This window comes from Paenibacillus sp. FSL H3-0329 (assembly GCF_037963285.1).
In the GTDB taxonomy this organism is placed as follows: domain Bacteria; phylum Bacillota; class Bacilli; order Paenibacillales; family Paenibacillaceae; genus Paenibacillus_AQ; species Paenibacillus_AQ odorifer.
In genome coordinates this window covers 4,030,383-4,048,644 of record NZ_CP150150.1, presented here as the reverse complement: position 1 = coordinate 4,048,644, position 18,262 = coordinate 4,030,383, and the positions used below count along the sequence as shown (strand labels likewise).

General features: G+C 43.6%; 18 protein-coding genes. 12 read left to right on the top strand and 6 right to left on the bottom strand.

Annotated elements, in window-relative coordinates; all coding sequences use genetic code 11:
- Nucleotides 1–2: 2 nt before the first annotated feature.
- Both NSQ66_RS17785 and aspA read left to right on the top strand, forming a co-directional pair.
- Nucleotides 3–1,679 carry a hypothetical protein gene (locus tag NSQ66_RS17785; RefSeq protein ID WP_076141883.1) on the top strand — a complete coding sequence of 559 codons (1,677 nt, stop codon included), beginning with the start codon at nt 3–5 and terminating at the stop codon, nt 1,677–1,679.
- A 394-nt stretch (nt 1,680–2,073) separates the two neighbouring features.
- Entirely contained in the window at nt 2,074–3,504 is a 1,431-nt protein-coding gene (aspA, locus tag NSQ66_RS17780; RefSeq protein ID WP_094903409.1) for an aspartate ammonia-lyase, read from the top strand.
- Between the two features lie 148 nt (nt 3,505–3,652).
- Here the strand turns inward: aspA and NSQ66_RS17775 are convergent, their stop codons facing one another.
- Complete coding sequence (locus tag NSQ66_RS17775) at nt 3,653–4,195, bottom strand: MerR family transcriptional regulator (RefSeq protein ID WP_076141884.1); 543 nt, start codon at nt 4,193–4,195, stop codon at nt 3,653–3,655.
- 23 nt (nt 4,196–4,218) lie between these two features.
- Complete coding sequence (locus tag NSQ66_RS17770) at nt 4,219–4,350, bottom strand: hypothetical protein (RefSeq protein ID WP_256717814.1); 132 nt, start codon at nt 4,348–4,350, stop codon at nt 4,219–4,221.
- Nucleotides 4,351–4,408: 58 nt separating this feature from the next.
- On the opposite strand from NSQ66_RS17770, the gene NSQ66_RS17765 reads away from it, so the two are divergent.
- The 5 genes from NSQ66_RS17765 to ybaK all read left to right on the top strand — a co-directional run bounded on the left by NSQ66_RS17765 (nt 4,409) and on the right by ybaK (nt 7,278).
- Nucleotides 4,409–5,029 carry a bifunctional transcriptional activator/DNA repair enzyme AdaA gene (locus NSQ66_RS17765; protein ID WP_141118563.1) on the top strand — a complete coding sequence of 207 codons (621 nt, stop codon included), beginning with the start codon at nt 4,409–4,411 and terminating at the stop codon, nt 5,027–5,029.
- Complete coding sequence (locus tag NSQ66_RS17760) at nt 5,019–5,552, top strand: methylated-DNA--[protein]-cysteine S-methyltransferase (RefSeq protein WP_076098935.1); 534 nt, start codon at nt 5,019–5,021, stop codon at nt 5,550–5,552. The genes NSQ66_RS17765 and NSQ66_RS17760 overlap by 11 nt, the downstream gene beginning before the upstream one ends.
- Entirely contained in the window at nt 5,549–6,367 is an 819-nt protein-coding gene (locus NSQ66_RS17755) for a radical SAM protein (RefSeq protein WP_036688309.1), read from the top strand. Before NSQ66_RS17760 ends, NSQ66_RS17755 begins: the two co-directional genes overlap by 4 nt.
- A gap of 85 nt (nt 6,368–6,452) precedes the next feature.
- Nucleotides 6,453–6,704 (top strand): YolD-like family protein, encoded by a 252-nt coding sequence (locus NSQ66_RS17750; RefSeq protein ID WP_036688306.1) that lies wholly within the window; start codon nt 6,453–6,455, stop codon nt 6,702–6,704.
- Nucleotides 6,705–6,804: 100 nt separating this feature from the next.
- Entirely contained in the window at nt 6,805–7,278 is a 474-nt protein-coding gene (gene ybaK, locus NSQ66_RS17745; protein ID WP_036688304.1) for a Cys-tRNA(Pro) deacylase, read from the top strand.
- Here ybaK and NSQ66_RS17740 read toward each other — a convergent pair.
- The 3 genes from NSQ66_RS17740 to NSQ66_RS17730 form a co-directional block, all read right to left on the bottom strand.
- Nucleotides 7,267–8,019 carry a YdcF family protein gene (locus NSQ66_RS17740; RefSeq protein WP_036688302.1) on the bottom strand — a complete coding sequence of 251 codons (753 nt, stop codon included), beginning with the start codon at nt 8,017–8,019 and terminating at the stop codon, nt 7,267–7,269. The two genes, ybaK and NSQ66_RS17740, sit on opposite strands and share 12 nt — an antisense overlap.
- A 61-nt stretch (nt 8,020–8,080) precedes the next feature.
- Entirely contained in the window at nt 8,081–9,316 is a 1,236-nt protein-coding gene (locus tag NSQ66_RS17735; RefSeq protein WP_076141886.1) for an MFS transporter, read from the bottom strand.
- A 156-nt stretch (nt 9,317–9,472) separates the two neighbouring features.
- Nucleotides 9,473–9,955 carry a MarR family transcriptional regulator gene (locus NSQ66_RS17730; protein WP_076141887.1) on the bottom strand — a complete coding sequence of 161 codons (483 nt, stop codon included), beginning with the start codon at nt 9,953–9,955 and terminating at the stop codon, nt 9,473–9,475.
- Nucleotides 9,956–10,279: 324 nt separating this feature from the next.
- On the opposite strand from NSQ66_RS17730, the gene NSQ66_RS17725 reads away from it, so the two are divergent.
- The 5 genes from NSQ66_RS17725 to NSQ66_RS17705 all read left to right on the top strand — a co-directional run bounded on the left by NSQ66_RS17725 (nt 10,280) and on the right by NSQ66_RS17705 (nt 17,107).
- The gene (locus NSQ66_RS17725) at nt 10,280–11,881 is read left to right on the top strand and encodes a response regulator (protein ID WP_076098939.1); all 1,602 of its coding nucleotides are present in this window, start codon (nt 10,280–10,282) and stop codon (nt 11,879–11,881) included.
- 32 nt (nt 11,882–11,913) lie between these two features.
- Entirely contained in the window at nt 11,914–13,695 is a 1,782-nt protein-coding gene (locus NSQ66_RS17720; protein ID WP_038571825.1) for a sensor histidine kinase, read from the top strand.
- A 202-nt stretch (nt 13,696–13,897) separates the two neighbouring features.
- Nucleotides 13,898–15,247, top strand: coding sequence for an extracellular solute-binding protein (locus NSQ66_RS17715; protein WP_036688291.1), 1,350 nt, complete (start codon nt 13,898–13,900; stop codon nt 15,245–15,247).
- Nucleotides 15,248–15,330: 83 nt separating this feature from the next.
- Nucleotides 15,331–16,269, top strand: coding sequence for a sugar ABC transporter permease (locus NSQ66_RS17710; protein ID WP_076141888.1), 939 nt, complete (start codon nt 15,331–15,333; stop codon nt 16,267–16,269).
- Nucleotide 16,270: 1 nt separating this feature from the next.
- Entirely contained in the window at nt 16,271–17,107 is an 837-nt protein-coding gene (locus NSQ66_RS17705; protein ID WP_170914270.1) for a carbohydrate ABC transporter permease, read from the top strand.
- A gap of 76 nt (nt 17,108–17,183) precedes the next feature.
- Here the strand turns inward: NSQ66_RS17705 and NSQ66_RS17700 are convergent, their stop codons facing one another.
- Nucleotides 17,184–18,098 (bottom strand): helix-turn-helix domain-containing protein, encoded by a 915-nt coding sequence (locus NSQ66_RS17700; RefSeq protein WP_076141889.1) that lies wholly within the window; start codon nt 18,096–18,098, stop codon nt 17,184–17,186.
- Nucleotides 18,099–18,262 lie beyond the last annotated feature (164 nt).

Here is an 18,262-nt window from a genome sequence, read left to right as displayed (position 1 = left end):
TAATGCCGGGGTTGAAAAATATCCAGAGTACTTATAAGGAACGTCAGAAAGAAATTATTTTTAATATAGCACTGGAAGCGGAGCAACGCTCTTTATTGGAAAGTGGACTCTGGTTCCATGATGATGTGCGAAATAACTTTTATTATGCTTCGTATCTTTTTGCAGCGGCTGTTGATGATTCTTTTGAGCTGCCTTTTGATCGTGAGCAAGCGAAACAGAAAGCACAGGATGTGCTGCTGGAGATCTTAATGCTTCAGAACCGGCAGCCTGGCACGGAGTTATACGGCCATTGGCCACTCGGATTAAATCCAGTGCCGCGAGATGCGTCACCGCATGAGTTACCAGTGGAGCTTATGGGCAACCTGCTGGCGTATTTTTGCAAAAGATACGGAGGAGCATTAAACGCTCAACTTCGCATAGTTCTGAATACAGCGTTTGGACATATTTATCGCAGTGATTTCTACCGTAAGCCGGTGGTTACTTTTGGGCATCATGAAGCTAAATATACAGCTGCTAAGCTGATTTTTGGCACCATGTTTGCGGATGAAATATTGCTTGAGGATGGCCGGCAGAGTCTGAAGGATACACTGGCTTATATTCGTACTAAAGGGATGCCGGAATACGGCAGTCTTCCGTGGTTTTGGCATTGGGTGCAGGCATTCACCTGTGCGTTGGAACTTGTCCCGCCTGAGGATACGGAGCTTACTACAAGCCTTAAAGAAATGCTTGACCATTTATGGAATGTACGAGCTGAATTCTATCTGCGTGGCGCTTGGGTTGGTGCGCATTCTAGAGGCTGGCCGCATGATGTTCCCGGCGATGCTAATGTGCTTCATGATTATGTTCAGTTTGGAGATTTCCAGCTGCCTGAGATGATGCCGCGCACGGAGTATGCCGGTTTATTATTCTATCAAGCATCCGATGAAATATTAGCCGCAGCCATGAATCACCAGTCACCAGTGGAAGTAAGGAAGATTACTCAGAAGGTTGTCCCAACGGATCCACAGCCGCAGCCTTTGCTTCATTCCTATGCTTATATTACAGAAGAGTTTGCAGCAGGCGGGATGTGGGAGCGGGTTGAGGAATTCGATAATGAGCAGCTTCGCTGGGCTTTTTCGTTACCTGTGAGTGGAGAGGGAGGCGCAAATCAGCTGTATTTCTTCCACCCGGGACAAGGCTACAATGAGGGAGATCCCCGCCATCAAAGCCGTTATATGGAGGTTCTCTATCACAAGAATGTCATCATTTCTCTATTCCCAATCCCCCAGGGTGAAAAGAATACGATCATCGGTGTACTTCCCCAAGGGGAATGGAAACAAGAGCCTAACACATTGTACGGGCAGGTTGGTGAGACGTATGTTGTTATTTATTTATCTCACTCTTATCAGCTGCAGGAACGGTCTAGATTCATAGAGGTATCAGTCGCAGGGATGCCGGGTGGTGTGATCGTTGAAGCATTGGGCATTAAGAAAGCGGCTGAATGTGGTATTATTGGTTTAGAGGCTTTTGCCGCAGCTATGGCTCATAAAGAAAGGAATTTCGAAGTGGGAGAGGGATTAGCAGCGAATTATACCAACATGGATGGTGAAAGCTTAGTTCTGAGTATTAGTAGGGAGTCAGAATTACCGCAAGCTCAGCTTAATGGAATCCAGATCTCATTAGATCATTATTCAGTATAAAAAATACACAATTGCTGTGATAAATAGTAATCCAAGTCGGCCTTTTTGGCCGGCTTCTTTAATAAGGAGGTACATGAAAGGATGTGATGCCCCATTGCACAGCCCGCAATAGATACCTAAGTATCCGTAAACGTGATTTTGTCCAAAATACTTATAATTGGGGTGAGCGACAATTTATCTGGATAAACTAGACCTAACGATTTGGTAATTCAATCCTCCCTAAGCACATTTCCCTTTAGAATAGCGGTGTTAGGTTACTAAATAGTAATTAATTACATTAAACCCTATTTTTCTGAGAGACATTTGTCACAATAAAGGTTAATATCTAAGTGAGATAGAAATGATTGCGCTTACTTATTTTCTAATAAACCTAATCATAATGAATGCGAGGGATATAACAGTGATTGAAACTGAATTTCGTGTAGAAAATGACTTTCTAGGCAGTAAACAGGTAGATAAGAACGCTTATTATGGGATTCAGACACTACGCGCAGTCGAGAACTTTCCTATTACGGGCTATCGGGTTCACAAAGAGTTAATCAAAGCGATGGGGATTGTAAAAAAAGCCGCTGCGCTTGCAAATATGGAAGTTGGCCGTCTCTATCGAGGGCTTGGAGAGGTTGTAGTGAAAGCAGCAGAAGAAATCATCGAGGGTCAATGGCATGAGCAATTTATTGTAGATCCTATTCAGGGTGGTGCGGGTACCTCGTTAAATATGAATGCGAATGAGGTTATTGCTAACCGTGCTTTAGAACTGCTTGGCCATGAAAAAGGAGACTATCGTCACTTAAGCCCCAATTCACATGTAAATATGGCGCAGTCTACAAATGATGCGTTCCCGACGGCAATTCATATTGCCACACTTTCACTGCTGGAGCAGCTGCTTGTAACGATGCACAGAATGCATGATGTGTTTGCGGTAAAAGCGGATGAATTCGATCCTGTGATAAAAATGGGTCGGACACATCTTCAAGATGCAGTGCCGATTCGTCTGGGTCAAGAATTCGAGGCTTATCGCAGAGTGCTGGAAAGAGATATCAAACGTATTGAACATACACGCCATCATCTGTATGAAGTCAATATGGGGGCAACAGCAGTAGGTACAGGATTAAATGCTGATCCTCGTTATATTGAATTGGTGGTAGAGCACTTAGCTGAGATCAGTGAATTGCCACTCGTAACGGCAGATCATCTCGTCGATGCCACCCAAAATACAGACGCCTATACAGAAGTGTCTGCTGCCCTAAAAGTATGCATGATGAACATGTCCAAGATCGCTAATGATCTGCGATTGATGGCCTCCGGTCCGCGTACTGGGTTTAATGAGATTTCATTGCCTGCACGCCAGCCTGGATCTTCAATTATGCCGGGTAAAGTTAACCCGGTTATGGCAGAGGTCATCAATCAGGTGGCTTTTCAAGTCATAGGGAACGATCATACGATCTGTCTGGCTTCCCAAGCGGGTCAACTGGAGCTGAATGTTATGGAGCCTGTGCTTGTGTTCAATCTCATTCAGTCCATCAGCATCATGAACAATTCCTTCCAAGTCTTCACAGACTTCTGTCTGGCTGGGATTGAAGCCAATAAGGAAAAGCTTGAGCGGGATGTGGAGCGGAGTGTCGGAATCATTACGGCTGTGAACCCGCATCTGGGGTATGAAGTGGTATCGCGGATCGCTAGAGAGGCGATTTTGACTGGGGAATCTGTACGGGAATTGTGCATTAAATATAATGTGCTAACCGAAGAAGAGCTTAATCTGATTCTGGATCCTTACGAAATGACACATCCGGGAATTGCAGGAGCAGCTTTATTGCATAAAGAGTAGAATGTTCCGGAGGATCGAGCTTTTTGCTAGGAAAAAGCAAACCCCCGCCACCGTTTAGGGTGACAGGGGGAGATCCTAAATATGTTTATACTTATATGAATCTACTTCGCGATTGTCTGAAGTAGGTTCTTTTTTTTACATTTCAGGCTTAAAAGAAAAATAAAGAACGTAATAGGCCGCGTTTTCTTGGCGGAGCCGTTAGCCTGGTAGTGGCAGTGGACTGGGAATTTTCATAAGAGGTGAGCGGTTTGCCGTTAGACACTTGCAACGGTTCTATGGATGCCGCTATTTGCTTGATCATTATTCGTAGATCCTCAAGCTCCTCACGCTGCTGTAGCAGTTGTATCAATACTACTTCGTCGGCTTTTTGATCGAGTGCACGTTCAACATTGTTGATGCGAGACAAGATATCCTTCATAGGCTCAGCATCTGTGTGCTGTAGTGGATTTTCCTGTTGTGATGTGGAGATTTGCTGCTCATTCGTGAGCGTGAGTTGTATACATTCCAAGGCTTCTCCGTGATTAATACGGTCTTTAATATGATTGAGCAGGTCGATTTGCTGCTCTGAGAACACATAATGGCCAAATCGGTCTTTTGGAAAAAAATCAGGGAACATGGCAGCCCAACGTTTAATTGTTGTTATACTAACTGACATCAGCTCTGCGGCATCTTTTGTTTTTAGAATATCCATTTCGATTCCTCCAGTTCACGTAGTCATGTTATGAGTAATATTCGTTGTCCAGCAGCGGCTCCCTGCACGGTTGACAAAGGTAGTGCGTATTCGCTAAACAAAGTGTAATTACGAGCAATCTCACTCTTTTGAATTTCACTATCTTGCTTTTCCATTCCAAATTGAGTACAGATGAGCCTGCTCAGGGGTATAATTGCATTAGAGGTGAAGGCGATGAACAGGATTGAAGATGAGGATCAAATGACTGAGGAACAATGGCAGGCTATTTTGCAAAACGATGTTGCTTATAACGACATATTTTTTTATGCGGTGAAGACTACAGGGATTTTTTGTCGACCCTCCTGCAAATCCAAAGCACCCAATCGGGAGAATGCGTGTGTTTTTCAGAATGCTGAACAAGCGCTGGCTGCCGGATTTCGTCCTTGCAAAAGATGTAAACCGACAGGTGAGCGTCTTCCTGATAAGGAATGGGTAGCTGTGATGACGGAATACATTGATCATAATTATATGGCCCCCCTCACCCTTGAAACGTTAGCTGAGGTATGTCATGGCAGTCCTTATCATTTACATCGAACCTTTAAGAAAGTATCAGGAATCACTCCTGTGGATTATATACAGCAAAAGAGAATCGCTAAGGCATCTGATTATTTGCTTACTACAGAGCAGGCAGTTGCTGAGATTGCATTACGCGTGGGTCTGCCCAATACGTCATATTTTATTACTTTATATAAGAAAAAAACGGGGTATACGCCCACACAGTTTCGTCAGCTTAACAAACAGAAAGTAACGTTGGCTTCTGATTTTATTTTGGAGGGACCGAATCATGGAGAATAAAACAAATGCTATTCTATACTGGACATTATTAACCGATAAGGACTGGAGTTTTTATATTGCAGCCACAGAGAATGGGTTAAGTTATGTGGGTTCGCAGCAGCAACCCTTTGAGGAATTAAGTGAATGGGTTAGACGTCGTTTTCCGGGAAGTGAACTGGTACAGGACGATGAGAAGATGGCGCCATATGTGAAGGAGCTTAGCGAATATTTGCAAGGGAATCGGCAGAGCTTCGGCATTCCTTTTGATTATCAGGGTACTCCTTTTCAGCTTGCGGTATGGAAGGCGTTATGTGAAATTCCATATGGGCAAACCTGGTCCTATTCGGATATTGCTACACATATTCAAAAACCAGCTGCGGTGCGCGCGGTAGGGACTGCCATTGGTGCGAATCCGATTCTGATTACGGTGCCCTGCCACCGGGTTATTGGTAAGAATGGGACATTAACAGGATACCGGGGTGGTTTGGATATGAAGACCAAGCTACTTCAATTGGAGAGAGGAGAGTATACAGCAGATATATGAAAATAGAGTCCAATTACACCTCCCCAAAAACCTTGCTGAATAAAGGAACAGGTTATCTGTCAGGCTACAGTCATTCCTTAAATCCATATACGGGCTGCACTTATGGCTGTTCCTATTGTTATGTACGCCAGATGCCTGTCTCGCTGTTCCGCAAAGAGGAGTGGGGGACGTGGGTAGATGTTAAACAAGAAGCGGCTGTGATTTTACAAAAAGAACTGCACAAAGCGAAGGCGAAAGGTCCCGTCTCTATTTTTATGTCGTCAAGCACAGATCCCTATCAACCGGTAGAGCACAAGGAACAGGTGACGAGATCTTTACTGGAGGTTATGGTACAAGACCCACCCGATTTTTTATTCGTGCAGACCCGTAGTCCGCTGGTTCGCAGAGATATAGATTTATTAATACGTTTAGAGGATAAGGTTCGAGTAAGTATAACTATAGAAACAGACCGTGAAGATATTCGCCAAAAATTCACACCAAGCGCTCCACCTATTGCGGCAAGACTGAAGACGTTACAGCTTCTACGTGAAGCTGGCATCCCTGTTCAAGCTACTATAGCGCCAGTACTGCCAAGCAGTCCAGCTTTTCCAGCGACCTTAAGGGCTTTGGTGGATAGAGTCTGTGTGGATGACTATTTTATGGGCGACGGCAGCGGCGGCAAACGCACACGGAGATTAGGGATTTATTCCCTATATGAAGAGCTGCAACTGGAAGATTGGTATGATCCTGCAGCATATCGCAGAGTATATGAAGGACTTCAGCAAGTTTTTTCCGAAGAGGAGCTATTCTTGAGCCAGAAGGGGTTCGAGCCTTAATCTGAAACATGGTATAATAAATGAGAGCATTCATACTTAGTATTTAATATACTTAATATCCGTAATAGCTTATTGGAGGATTAGTGTGGCAAAAGCAAAGGTGGCCAAGCGGCCCACAAGAGATGAATTTGTGCTTGAGGAGTTAGGTAATCAGTTAGTTGAAGCTAAGCAAGAAGGTTCTGAGATTTTATTGACCGTATGGGGAAAAGAAGAAGAGGTACGCGGCATGATCGTGGAAATGGATTCGCGAACCGGGAAAGTACACCTCAGTAACCATGAAGAAATCATAAAAGTTCCTTTTATGGATATCATGCAGGTTAATTATCCCAGAGATTAATGGGCACGGCAGCAACAGGAGGTCCTGAAAGCTATATTAGCTTTGGGGCCTCTTTGATCATAAAGTTAAGGAATAGAGGATATTGAAAGGTAGGTCAACAATGCAAGTAACCAAAACCAACGCAATGCGAATGCTGGATGCCAAAAAAATCGGCTATAAAGTGTTCGCTTATGACAATGAAGATGGACTCATCCATGGCACGGCTGTGGCTGAGAAGATTGGAAAGGCGGCAGAGACGGTTTTTAAAACGTTGGTCGCTCATAGCGGTGCGAATCTTTATGTATTTGTTATCCCGGTTGCCGAAGAGCTGGATCTCAAAAAGGCGGCCAAAGCCGCCGGAGAGAAAAAAATTGAGATGCTGCCAGTGAAGGATCTGCAGAAATGGACAGGCTATATCCGCGGTGGTTGTTCACCTGTTGGAATGAAAAAGCTGTACCCCACGTTCATTGACAGCAGTGCAGAAGGGCTGGACACGATGGCTGTCAGCGCTGGGAAGATTGGCCAGCAAATGGACGTAGCCCCACAGTTACTCGCTGAGGTTGTGCATGCGAAGTTTACAGAACTAATCAAATAGCCGAGCAGCAAGCTGGCCTAAATATTCCTTCAATGCTAACCCTGTTGTGGAGATCGCTCCTGGGGAGGGACTGAACTTGGCGGGCTGCAGTGCAATATCAGCGCTGGCGATATAATCCGTAGGATAGGCTTGCGCTGTTAGCCCCGCATTCTTAAAGTGCAACATCGCTCGGGACATATGAAAACCTGAAGTAACTAGTATAGGTTTTTTAAGTCCGGTTTGTTGCAGGATGGCTGCGGTATTTACAGCGTTTTGCTCCGTGTTGAGGGATTGATTCTCGATCAGGATATCCTCTTCGGGTATGCCGAGACCCAGTAGTTGTCTTTGCGCGATATCCGCTTCATTACCACTGTCGGAGAATACTTGTCCGCCAGAAAATAAGATTGGCAGACCTGTCTGCCGATGGAGGCGAACAGCAGTAAGCAGGCGATTTGCTGCTGATCCGTATAAATTGCCCTCGCCATCTATATCCGGTGTGCCAGAGCTGGCGCCCCCGCCGAGTACGACGATGACATCTCCTTGCAAAGTATCCGGCTGCGGATATTTCCGTTCTAGACTGCCGATCAGCGCATCGCTGACTAAGGGTGTCATGGAGAAATACATTAATAGTGTAACCCCGAGTAGAACTAGTGCTGGCCGGCGGTTTTTTTTCCATAACCAAATGACTAAACCTAGCAGAAGCACGATAAACAGGCCGGGAGGAAGCACAAAGCTGTATACAAATTTGATGATGTAAATCAACAGTATCAACCGCCTTCTAAAAATATAAGTTCAGGTTGTATTGTAACATGAGATTGCAAGATTACATATTTACACGCGTATCCTTATACAAAACGGATATTGCCGCAGCTATTAGGATCATCCCCATAAAAGCGGGTGCAGCATGGCCAAGTGATACATATATTTGACCTCCAATGACAGGCCCAATCATTCTTGCTAAAGCCTGAATAGATTGGCTACCTCCTTGAATCCTCCCTTGTTCACTAGAATCGACAGACTTGGAAAGCATCCCATTGAATGAAGGCCCAAAGATCGAATCCCCAAAACCAAATATAAACATTCCAGCGATAAAAAGCGGATAGTATGAGAACAAAGCAGATAGTGCAATAAGACTGTAGCCTATAATCTCCGAAACCATTCCAAGAATTGCGATCTGTTTATCCCTAAATTTCAGCAAAAGCTTAGGCATGATGAAACCCTGTGAAAGGATGTCTTGGAAGCCCATAATTGAAAACATCAGTCCGATTAGTGCAGGCTTCCAGCTGAAAGTATCCATTGTGAATTGTGAAAAAACAGCCTGTAAAGATCCGTTGGGTATCCAGAGTAAGAATGCTGAGACCAGTAGTCTTTTTAAGTTTTTTATGGACAATATGCTTGCAAGCTGTGTAAATGGATTCAGTCTTACCAAGGTAATTTCTTTCAGTCTATTGTTCTTGTCAAGGCTCTCAGGCATAAAAAAGAATCCGTAAACAACATTTAATAAAGTTATTATTGCTCCAAAATACATAGGTACAGAATAACCAAACCTGGCAAGTAATCCGCCTAGCGTTGGACCAATGACGGTGCCTACACCTACAACCGCACTCACCCAGCCAAAGTATTTGGTTCTCTGTTCTGGAGGAATGATGTCAGCAAAATAGGCGAAGATAGTACCTATGCTTCCGCCGGTTATACCTTCTATTATGCGTCCAACAAAGAGAACCCATAACGCTCCTCCTATCCCAAAAACTAAGTATCCAATTGCAGAACCCAAAAGGCATACCAAAAGTAATGGACGACGCCCATATTTGTCGCTCAAAGCTCCAAGTGCAGGGGCTGCAAAAAATACGCAGACTGCATAAACAGAGGTTAGCAGCGTGACAACTATAGCCTGTTCTCCCGGATTACTTATATAAGGCTGCACTAAAAATGGGACAACGGGCATGATGATACTGAAGCCTATTCCGCACAGAAACACAGAGATCAAACCGAAGATTAGAGCGTGTTTATCTACGGATTGTTCTGTGTTCTGTTCATTATGTGATCTGAATTTGAACATTAAATTCTCTCCTCAAAAGTTGATGTTTTGATTCCTTGGAAACAAATTTGGTACATCACCATTTTTATCACGGCTTTGTTTCCGTGTCAACAAAATATTGAACATAAAAATGCAGCCTTACTCATAAGAGCCCGGCTGCATGGAGTTTCATTTTCATTATTCGAATTTATTCGGATTAAAATCTATACCCTGTTTCTTTATTTCTGCATCCAAATGTCTACTATACTTTTCTACGAAGCTAAGCATACTTTCAAATTGCTCCTCAGTTACCTGCTCAAATACGGCTTTATCCCGCTCTTGGAACTCTTTGTGCAAGTCCTCATGGACGTTATAAATTACTTTCCCTTGCTCAGTAAGCCTAAAATAGATTTCTTTTTTGTTATCCGATTTTTGGTAGCTTTCGATGAGGCCCTTTTGGATGAGCTTCTTAGTTAATTTACTTATGGCACCGCGAGTCATATAAAAGGACTCTGCAAGTTTTGTGACGTTGGAATCTGCATTTTTTTCAATGTATTCGATGCAATGTACTTCAGAAGGTTTATAACCCTTAAGACTGTCTTCCATCTTATCCTTATTAAGCCAAACCATCTTGTTATATACGTCCCTGAAACCCATCATGACCTGTTCTTCTTTATTCATGGCCTGTCCTCCCAGCGCTCTTACATTAACAAATTATATTGATTTTTTGTTTCTATTTCAACAATATTAAAGTAGAGGATAGTTTGTTTTATTGAACTTTAGATAAAAATAACAGGTGAGCAGTAACGGCGGAAGTCCAAACATTCCCCGCAGTTACGCCCGCCACCTTTTTAAGCTTAAATAAATTAATCTTAAGAAACTGCGGTTTCTTCTTAAGAAAGTTCATCCGCTTGAAGCTGCACCAAAGATTGTTTGTCTGTTATCATAAGATTAAGATGATTGGACAGCTGTGGGATGATTTCTCGAAGGTAGGAGGACTGCATAATGAAGAGTATCCGGGTACTGCTCGCAGATGATGAACCGGTGATTTTGCGAGGCCTAAAAAAACTGATTTCATGGGAGAAGCTTGGACTGACCATTGTTGGAGAGGCCAGTGATGGAATAGAGCTGAAACAACAGATCGAGGATTGTGATCCTGATCTGATTATTAGTGATATAAGCATGCCAGGATATACAGGGATTGATATCATCCGCGAGATTCATGAAGCTGGCAGAGCGGTGAAGGTTATTTTTATAAGCGCTTATCAAGAGTTTACGTATGCCCGTCAAGCACTGCAATATGGTGCGCTGGATTATTTGGTGAAGCCCGTGAACAAAAACCAGCTGGAACAGGTTGTGAGCAAAGCCGTTTCCCTTATTCGTCAAGAAACAGAAGGCGAGCGCAACAAAGAGAAGCTGAACCATTATGAACAGAGAAACCGCAGATTAACGATCGAAGAATTGCTCGACAAGCTGACGGACGGCAATAAGGGGACAGCAGACACCTTGCTTGATATGGGGATTATTGCGCTAAGTCGCTACGTCAGTATTTGTTTGGTAGAGACGGACGAATCGTCGGGGCAGCCTTCCAGATGGGAAGAACGCGAACGTAAGCTGATTGATTTTGCACTGTCTAACATTATTAAAGAAACCGTGGAGCAAAGCGATAATAGTTATATGTTCCGTAAAGGGGAACGTTTTTGTATCCTGCTCCAGCATGAGCATGCTGAGGAACCAGCGGGAATTGCCTTAGATCTACATGACAAAATCACAAGTTTTCTGAAATTAAAGGTGACCCTTGGAGTAGGCAATCCTGTTGACGGTATGGATGATGCTGATGAATCTTATCGTCAAGCTTTGAAAGCGCTAAATTATAAATATTTTACAGGGCCTAATCGTGTGATTTCTGTTAAAGAGAGCAGGTATGAGAGTGAATCATTGATTCAAACTCCGCTGCATGAAATCCAGTCCGCCCTTGGGATTGCCATGAAATCACAACATAAAGAACAAATTGAGCAGGAGTGCCTGCGATTATTTCAGACGATCCGGCAGATGGCAGACGGAAATAGAAACCAAGCCGTTTCTACCGTATACAATACATTTTTGCAGCTTGAACAGGAGCTTATTCAATTTGGTGTGGAGGCAGGGCCCTCACTTCAGGATACAAATCCGATTCTTGAACGATTGGCTAATTATTCTACCTTTCAAGAGGTGGAGGAAGATTTCCGTGTGCTTTTGAGCAAAATGTCTGGGCAAATTGCCAGTCGCATGGGCAATAAGGAACTGAAGCAGCTTTCCCAGGTGAAGGCTTATATTGAGGAGCATTATCCAGAAAATATTACACTGGAATCTATGGCAGGGATGATGTTTATGAATTCCTATTATTTCAGCAGCTTTTTCAAAAAACATACCGGACAGAACTTTAAGAATTATGTCACTGAGGTGAGGATGAATCATGCCCTTCGTTTATTGCTGCAAAGCGATATGATGGTTTATGAGATTGCCGATAGTGTAGGCTACAACAATGCCCGGCATTTTAGCGATATGTTTAAGAAGAAATATGGCAAGCTGCCACAAGAATATAAGCAATCCTTCAAAAGCCAATAGTCAGATGGATAGCAAAGGGGATGCCTTCATTCATGTTTATCTGGGGCCGAAGATCCAAAAGTATATTTGTTAAATTCTCCGCTTCCTTTTTATTAGTCGGCTTAATTCCGCTTTTTGCACTTAGTTACATTTCTGTGCAGACTTTTTCCGGATATGTCGAGCGTTACACAACAAGTAATTTGCAGCAAATGGTACTATATATGAGCTATAATCTGAATTCTGCCTTCAATCAGTACAATGAGGTCTCTAAGCTGATGTATACGGGACGATATGAAGGTTTTATCGAGAGTTATTCACAGAATCAAACCTATAATGTAAATGAGCTGGAGCAGATCAATACGATTCCTATTGAAACCTTTCTAAAAACAGTTCTCTACAGTGATTCCTACATCACCAGTGTTTATTTTCATAGGGAGTCAGACGATAAGCTCTACTATCAGGAAAAAGAAAACAGAGGGGTCAACTTTGATCTGCTGCCTTATCAAGAGTGGTTAACTAAAATGGCTCCAAATCCTTCACAAGTGGCAATTTTCCCTACCCATTCCGAAGAATATTACACAGGTTCAAAGCGCAGTGTGTTCACTATCGGCCGTACTTTAATTGATATTTCTGGGCGTGTTACCAAAGATCCCAAGATAGTAGGGACCTTGTTTATGGACGTGGATGTTTCGTTATTTAATCAGTTCTTCAGAGAATTAAATCTGGGGGGACAGGATGAATTATTTCTGCTGGATGGCGACGGAAATGTATATTTCACGAATGAGACAAGGTCAGCGAATGGAGAATCTTTTCGGGCTAAAAAGGACGAGGAGATGATTGTTCTCAGTGAAGAGATTCCTTTTCTTAAAGGCACGGTGACTGCCAGAATTCATCGGGCGAATTTATTCGATCAGCTTTTTTCAGCCCGTACGACGGTGTTTATAGCGATGTTTATTTGTGCGATTGCAATGATCATCATGGGCGTCTGGTTCTCTAGGCGGCTGGCTGCTCCGATTCGGAACTTAATTAAGCAAATGGCTATCGTAGAATCCGGTAATTTGGATACCCAGATGGTCGTGAACAGCAATGATGAAATGGGTAGACTTAGCCATGGTTTTAACCGAATGGTCGAGCGTTTACAAGCCTATATCGATGAAGCTTACGTTGCCCAGATCAAGCAGAAGCAAACGGAGTTAAATGCTCTGAAAAGCCAGATTCGTCCGCATTATTTATACAACACCCTGGAAGTCATTCGAATGAATGCGGTGGATAAAGATAATGATGAGGTCGCAGATATGATTTTATCGCTCTCTAACCAGTTGAAATATGTAATCGACTATGGAGAGGATAGGGTAAGCATACGACAGGAGCTGGAGCATCTACGGGATTATTTCTATATTATCTCTGTGCGGTATGAGAATAAATTTGAGCTTGTAGTCGATCTCTCACCCGAAGTGGATCTGAACTGGTACATTCTGAAATTGTCACTTCAGCCGATAGTTGAAAATGCTATCCAGCATGGCTTGCGCAGTCAAGGCAGAGGGACAGTTGGATTGACGATCGAAAAGAAAGATGAAATGTTGTTGGTTACGATCTATGATGATGGAATCGGTATGAGCAAGGAAAAGGTACAGCAGTTGGCTGAAACCTTGGAAGAGCCTAGTTCGCCTAGCAAAAATGTTGGACTAAAAAATGTACATGAACGAATTCGTACAGTGTACGGTGCAGAATACGGATTATCCATCAGCAGCCGGGAGCATATTGGGACATCGATTCTATTGTTGCTTCCGATTGTAGAGGACCCTTATAAAATCTCAGATTCGGTGAATGCGTAAAGGATGGACGATGAACGGAAGACTGCGGTCTTCCGTTCTTTTTTTACTTATTCTTAAATTCACCGCATATCCCGCTTAAAAAAGTTCATTCTAACTATTTATAAGGAATGCTATTCTATTAGCAACGGAAACGCTTTCGAGAGATGATGCGCACATCTTGCTTCAGTTTCCACGGTTCACTAAAAGGGGAGGCTATTATGATATGTACAAAAAAACAATGATGAAACTATCCGTATTGTTACTCGCCACTACAACAGTTTTGACTGCTTGCGGTGGAAATAATAATAATGCAGGGAGTAAGGCAACCGATACGCCAGCATCCGAAACGCCTTCAAATACACCGCAAGAGACCAAAAAAGAGGTTAGCTTTACGATAGGTTACGCCTCCGGAGATCCGGCCACCAAAAAAGCAATCTCAGATACGGTCAAAAAGTTTACAGCAGCTAATCCGAATGTCACTATTAAAGATTTGAGCGAAACTTCATCCGCTGCCTATCTTGATTGGCTTAAAACAAAGGATGCTGTGGGTGAATTCCCGGACCTGGTGGAAATGCGTGATACAGAAGTTTTTGCCGATGCGGGTAAGATTGTAGAGCTGCCTTCCGATCTGCTAGATTTGTTCGAAGCCCCACCACAAGTGGATGGTAAGGTGTGGAACGCACCGCTGCAAGTGAACGCTCCCCAAGGGATTATCTACAGCAAAAAAGCATATGCGGATGCAGGGATCACCGAGCTTCCAAAAACCTATGACGAATTCATCGCCATCCAAGAGAAATTGAAAACATCGGGCATTACTCCGATTGTAGTAGGTGGAAAAGATATTTTCCATATGGGTTTCTGGGTTAACAAATTCCTGATTGATGAGGTCTACTCGAAAGATGCAGATTGGAATTCCAAACGTACCGCTAAAACGGTCAGCTTCACAGATGCTAATGTAGTTCAAGGCATAACGGACTTCAAAGAATTGTTCAAGAATTATGTAGATAAAGGTTGGCTCAGCACGGGCGACAATCAGACCGCTTCGATTCTTGTTTCTGGCAAAGCAGCACAATTGTACTCCGGTACGTGGATGTTTACACAAATCGCTGAAGCGGACCCGAACTTTGAATTTGGCTTCTATGCTCTTCCTGACCGTGAAGGGAAAATCAATGTCATAGGTCTTCCGTCACCTGCAGGCTGGTCTTTATCGGCTGAAGCCGCTAAGGATGCAGACAAAACAGAAGCCATCAAAGACTTTATCCGTTTCTTCTTCGCCCCAGAACAGTATTCGAACTATTTAGCAACCATAAATGCGATTCCTTCAACAAAAGAGAAAGTAACCTATGACACAAGTGAACAAATGCAAGTGGCTTTGGATCTTATTGCTGACCCGAATGTAGTGAAATCCTTGGCGATCAATAACTGGTGGGGAGACAATCTAATCCCTCCACAGTTCCGTAACTGGTACTACAAGCTGTTGCAGGATCTCGTGGTAAAAGATGGAGATGTAGCGAAGTACATGAAAGATGCGGATACAGAGTATGACAACCAAGTGAAAGCTAATCAGATGTAAGAGCAGCGCCTGATCGAGCAACCTCTGCTGCTGCAGAGGTTCTCTTTTTAACAAGCGCGGTCTTTAAGGGAGGGAGAGTAGCCATGGCTACATCCGCAGTAAATGCTGACAAGTCATTGATAGGCACTGTGCAGCAGAAAAAGAAAAAGAAAAAATGGCAGTCCTACGCTCTGCTGTTCATATTACCATCATTTATTTTGTACACCTTGTTCGTTATCGTCCCAACGGTTGGGAGTGTCTATTTAAGCTTCACCTCATGGGATGGCATTAGCGAAAACGTAAGGTATATCGGCTTCGCTAACTTTGTGGAAATTTGGAATAGTCCAAGGGTGCATAACGCACTGAAAAATACGATGATCATGACCATTTCACTTGTTGTTCTAGAGAATATTGCAGCAATTGCAATGGCTATGATGGTCGATAAGGTACGCTGGTTCCGGAATTTATTCAGAAGTGTATTTTATTTCCCTACGTTGCTTAGTGGGATCGTAATGGGTTTCGTCTGGGCGATGATCCTGAATTACAACTTTGGTGTATTTAATCAGATCCTGGAGTCTGTTGGACTCGGAAGCTGGATTGTGGATTGGTTGGGCAATCCTAAATATGCGATGCTGTCGATTATTTTGTCTACCGTTTGGAAAGGCGCGGGTTATTATATGATCATTTACCTCGCTGGATTGCAAGGCATTCCGCAGGAATTAAATGAGGCGGCCAGTATTGATGGGGCAGGGGGCTGGCAACAGTTCCGGCATATTACCTTTCCGCTGCTTGCGGGGTCAATGACTGTATGTATGGTATTATCGATGATCAGCGCCTTGAAGATTTTTGATCAGATTGCCGTCATGACCGATGGTGGTCCGGGCTTTGAGACGGAGACATTAACTTATATTATTTATAAAGTCGGGTTTGGTGAATTAAGACAAGGTTTTGGTACTGCACTGGCGATGGTCTTGTTCTTAATCATACTCATCATTACAGTCTTCCAAGTGAAGGTTCTCCAGAAGCGGGAGGTGCAGCTCTAAGATGACGATGCAGACACGCAAAAGAGTTGGGCAAATCGCACTTTTCATTGTTACATTATTAGTGGCTATTATCTTTTTCTTTCCTATTTTCTTTAATTTAATGTCAGCCTTCAAGAGTAATGCAGAGATTATGAAGGATGCAATCGCTTTTCCGAAAACCCTTTATCTGGACAGCTTTAAATATCTGTTAACCGAAACAGAGTTTCCACGGGCTATTCTGAATAGTCTGATTTTGACAGCAGTTTCTATTGCGGCACAGGTCTTGATTATTCCGATGGCGGGCTACGCAATTGAACGCAGAAATGCCAGATGGACTCGGTTCATGTTCGTTTACTTTTTAGCAGGAATGATGATCCCTTTTCAGGCGTATATGATTCCTCTGTTTAAAGAGCTTAGAATGCTGGGGTTATACGGCAGCCTTGCCGGTCCAATTCTAATTTATGTAGCCGGTGCGGTGGGCTTTGGATGCCTGCTGTATACAAGCTTTGTCAAAGGCATTCCTAGAGAAATTGAAGAAGCGGCGGAGATCGACGGATGTTCTCGTTATGCGATATTCTGGAAAATTGTTTTCCCGCTGCTAGGACCCGTCACAGCCAGTATGGTGGTCTTAAACGGACTTGGAATCTGGAATGATTTCCTGATGCCGATGCTGGTATTGCCTTCAGGACAGGCTAAAACTATGGTCGTGGAAATTTACCGTTATATCGGAGAATTCTCCTCACGTTGGGATATGATTTTTGCAGGAACAGCAATGTCGGTTGTACCTGTGCTGATTGTGTTTATCGCCTTGCAGAAGTATTTTGTTAAGGGGATTGCGTCTGGTGCAACGAAGGGTTAATTCATAAAAGGGATATATCCTGTAACCACTTAGTGGGCTGCGGGGTACATCCCTTTTTTTGTAAGCGAAACAATCACTAAAGCGTATTTGGATTCGCGGTTAAACGGCGGTAGCCCATTGGCGGGAGACCTGTCCAGCGTTTGAATTGCTTGCTGAAATGGGACACATCCCGGTACCCCAGCCGGTGGGCGACCGATTCGACAGATAGGTTATTATCCATTAGCAGCAGTTTGGCGTGACGAATGATCAAGCGGGATAAATATTGTCTTGGCGACATGCCATAAATTTGGTGGAAAACACGATTGCAGTGAGTTGTACTGTATCCAAGCTTTGCCGAAATGTGCTCAATACCGCCGCCTCTTTCGCCTGTGCTTGCAGCGGTGGAGACAGATTCTTGCAGCAGTCCTTCGATCGCGTTAGCTAGAGCGACGGTATTTTCCGTAGCCTCTGTATCTGTCAGAAGGGGCATTTCCGAAAGTACCCAGCCGCTGAGCGCGGTTAGAAGTTGCAGCGAAGCATGCAATGTAATCAGACGATTTCTGTGTGTGTCCTTTGACTCTGACAGAATGGAAGAATTAATGATCACATCTAGAGCGGAACGAATGGCTCGCAGCTCCGGGGTATTCCCACTTAGACTAACAGCGTCTGCTGTTAATAATGCTCGCCGTAAAATCAGATCATCAATATCAAAATGCAGGCAGTAATAAGTCATGTCACGACTAGCATTCGAACCGAGGCTGCTATGTTCTACACCGGGACGAATGAATAAAATATCACCGCTTTGCTGGATAAAAGATTTATTGCCGACCGTCATATGTTGCTCACCCTGCAGTACAACGTTAATCTCAAACATGGGATGAGTGTGTACGGGATATTGCCAATCCGGATTTACTTTTCTCCAATGCGCGGCGAAGATATGGAAAGCCGCTTGAATGTCTGGAGCCATCTGGCCATCAATAGAATTATGAAAAGCGGGATCATTCGAGATCATTTCAATCCTCTTTTACTGTAAAGTTTGGCTTCATTATAACATAGGTTTTTGTTGATGTTTGATTTGCCCAAATAATAGAAGGCTTTAACCCTGTTGCACTTCCGGAAAGATCGATAACATGGAGATATAGCCCGGTAGTATCCGGGACCATGCTGGAAGGAGTG

Bases quoted from the DNA above. Each gene is read 5' to 3' on its own strand.
- NSQ66_RS17705 (WP_170914270.1), top strand. From the start codon at position 16,271: ATGACGATGCAGACACGCAAAAGAGTTGGGCAAATCGCACTTTTCATT.
- NSQ66_RS17755 (WP_036688309.1), top strand. From the start codon at position 5,549: ATGAAAATAGAGTCCAATTACACCTCCCCAAAAACCTTGCTGAATAAA.
- NSQ66_RS17785 (WP_076141883.1), top strand. From the start codon at position 3: ATGCCGGGGTTGAAAAATATCCAGAGTACTTATAAGGAACGTCAGAAA.
- NSQ66_RS17700 (WP_076141889.1), bottom strand. From the start codon at position 18,098: ATGATCTCGAATGATCCCGCTTTTCATAATTCTATTGATGGCCAGATG.
- NSQ66_RS17715 (WP_036688291.1), top strand. From the start codon at position 13,898: ATGTACAAAAAAACAATGATGAAACTATCCGTATTGTTACTCGCCACT.
- NSQ66_RS17770 (WP_256717814.1), bottom strand. From the start codon at position 4,350: ATGGAAAAGCAAGATAGTGAAATTCAAAAGAGTGAGATTGCTCGTAAT.
- NSQ66_RS17735 (WP_076141886.1), bottom strand. From the start codon at position 9,316: ATGTTCAAATTCAGATCACATAATGAACAGAACACAGAACAATCCGTA.
- NSQ66_RS17775 (WP_076141884.1), bottom strand. From the start codon at position 4,195: ATGGATATTCTAAAAACAAAAGATGCCGCAGAGCTGATGTCAGTTAGT.
- NSQ66_RS17730 (WP_076141887.1), bottom strand. From the start codon at position 9,955: ATGAATAAAGAAGAACAGGTCATGATGGGTTTCAGGGACGTATATAAC.
- NSQ66_RS17765 (WP_141118563.1), top strand. From the start codon at position 4,409: ATGAACAGGATTGAAGATGAGGATCAAATGACTGAGGAACAATGGCAG.
- NSQ66_RS17760 (WP_076098935.1), top strand. From the start codon at position 5,019: ATGGAGAATAAAACAAATGCTATTCTATACTGGACATTATTAACCGAT.
- NSQ66_RS17720 (WP_038571825.1), top strand. From the start codon at position 11,914: ATGTTTATCTGGGGCCGAAGATCCAAAAGTATATTTGTTAAATTCTCC.
- ybaK (WP_036688304.1), top strand. From the start codon at position 6,805: ATGCAAGTAACCAAAACCAACGCAATGCGAATGCTGGATGCCAAAAAA.
- NSQ66_RS17725 (WP_076098939.1), top strand. From the start codon at position 10,280: ATGAAGAGTATCCGGGTACTGCTCGCAGATGATGAACCGGTGATTTTG.
- NSQ66_RS17710 (WP_076141888.1), top strand. From the start codon at position 15,331: ATGGCTACATCCGCAGTAAATGCTGACAAGTCATTGATAGGCACTGTG.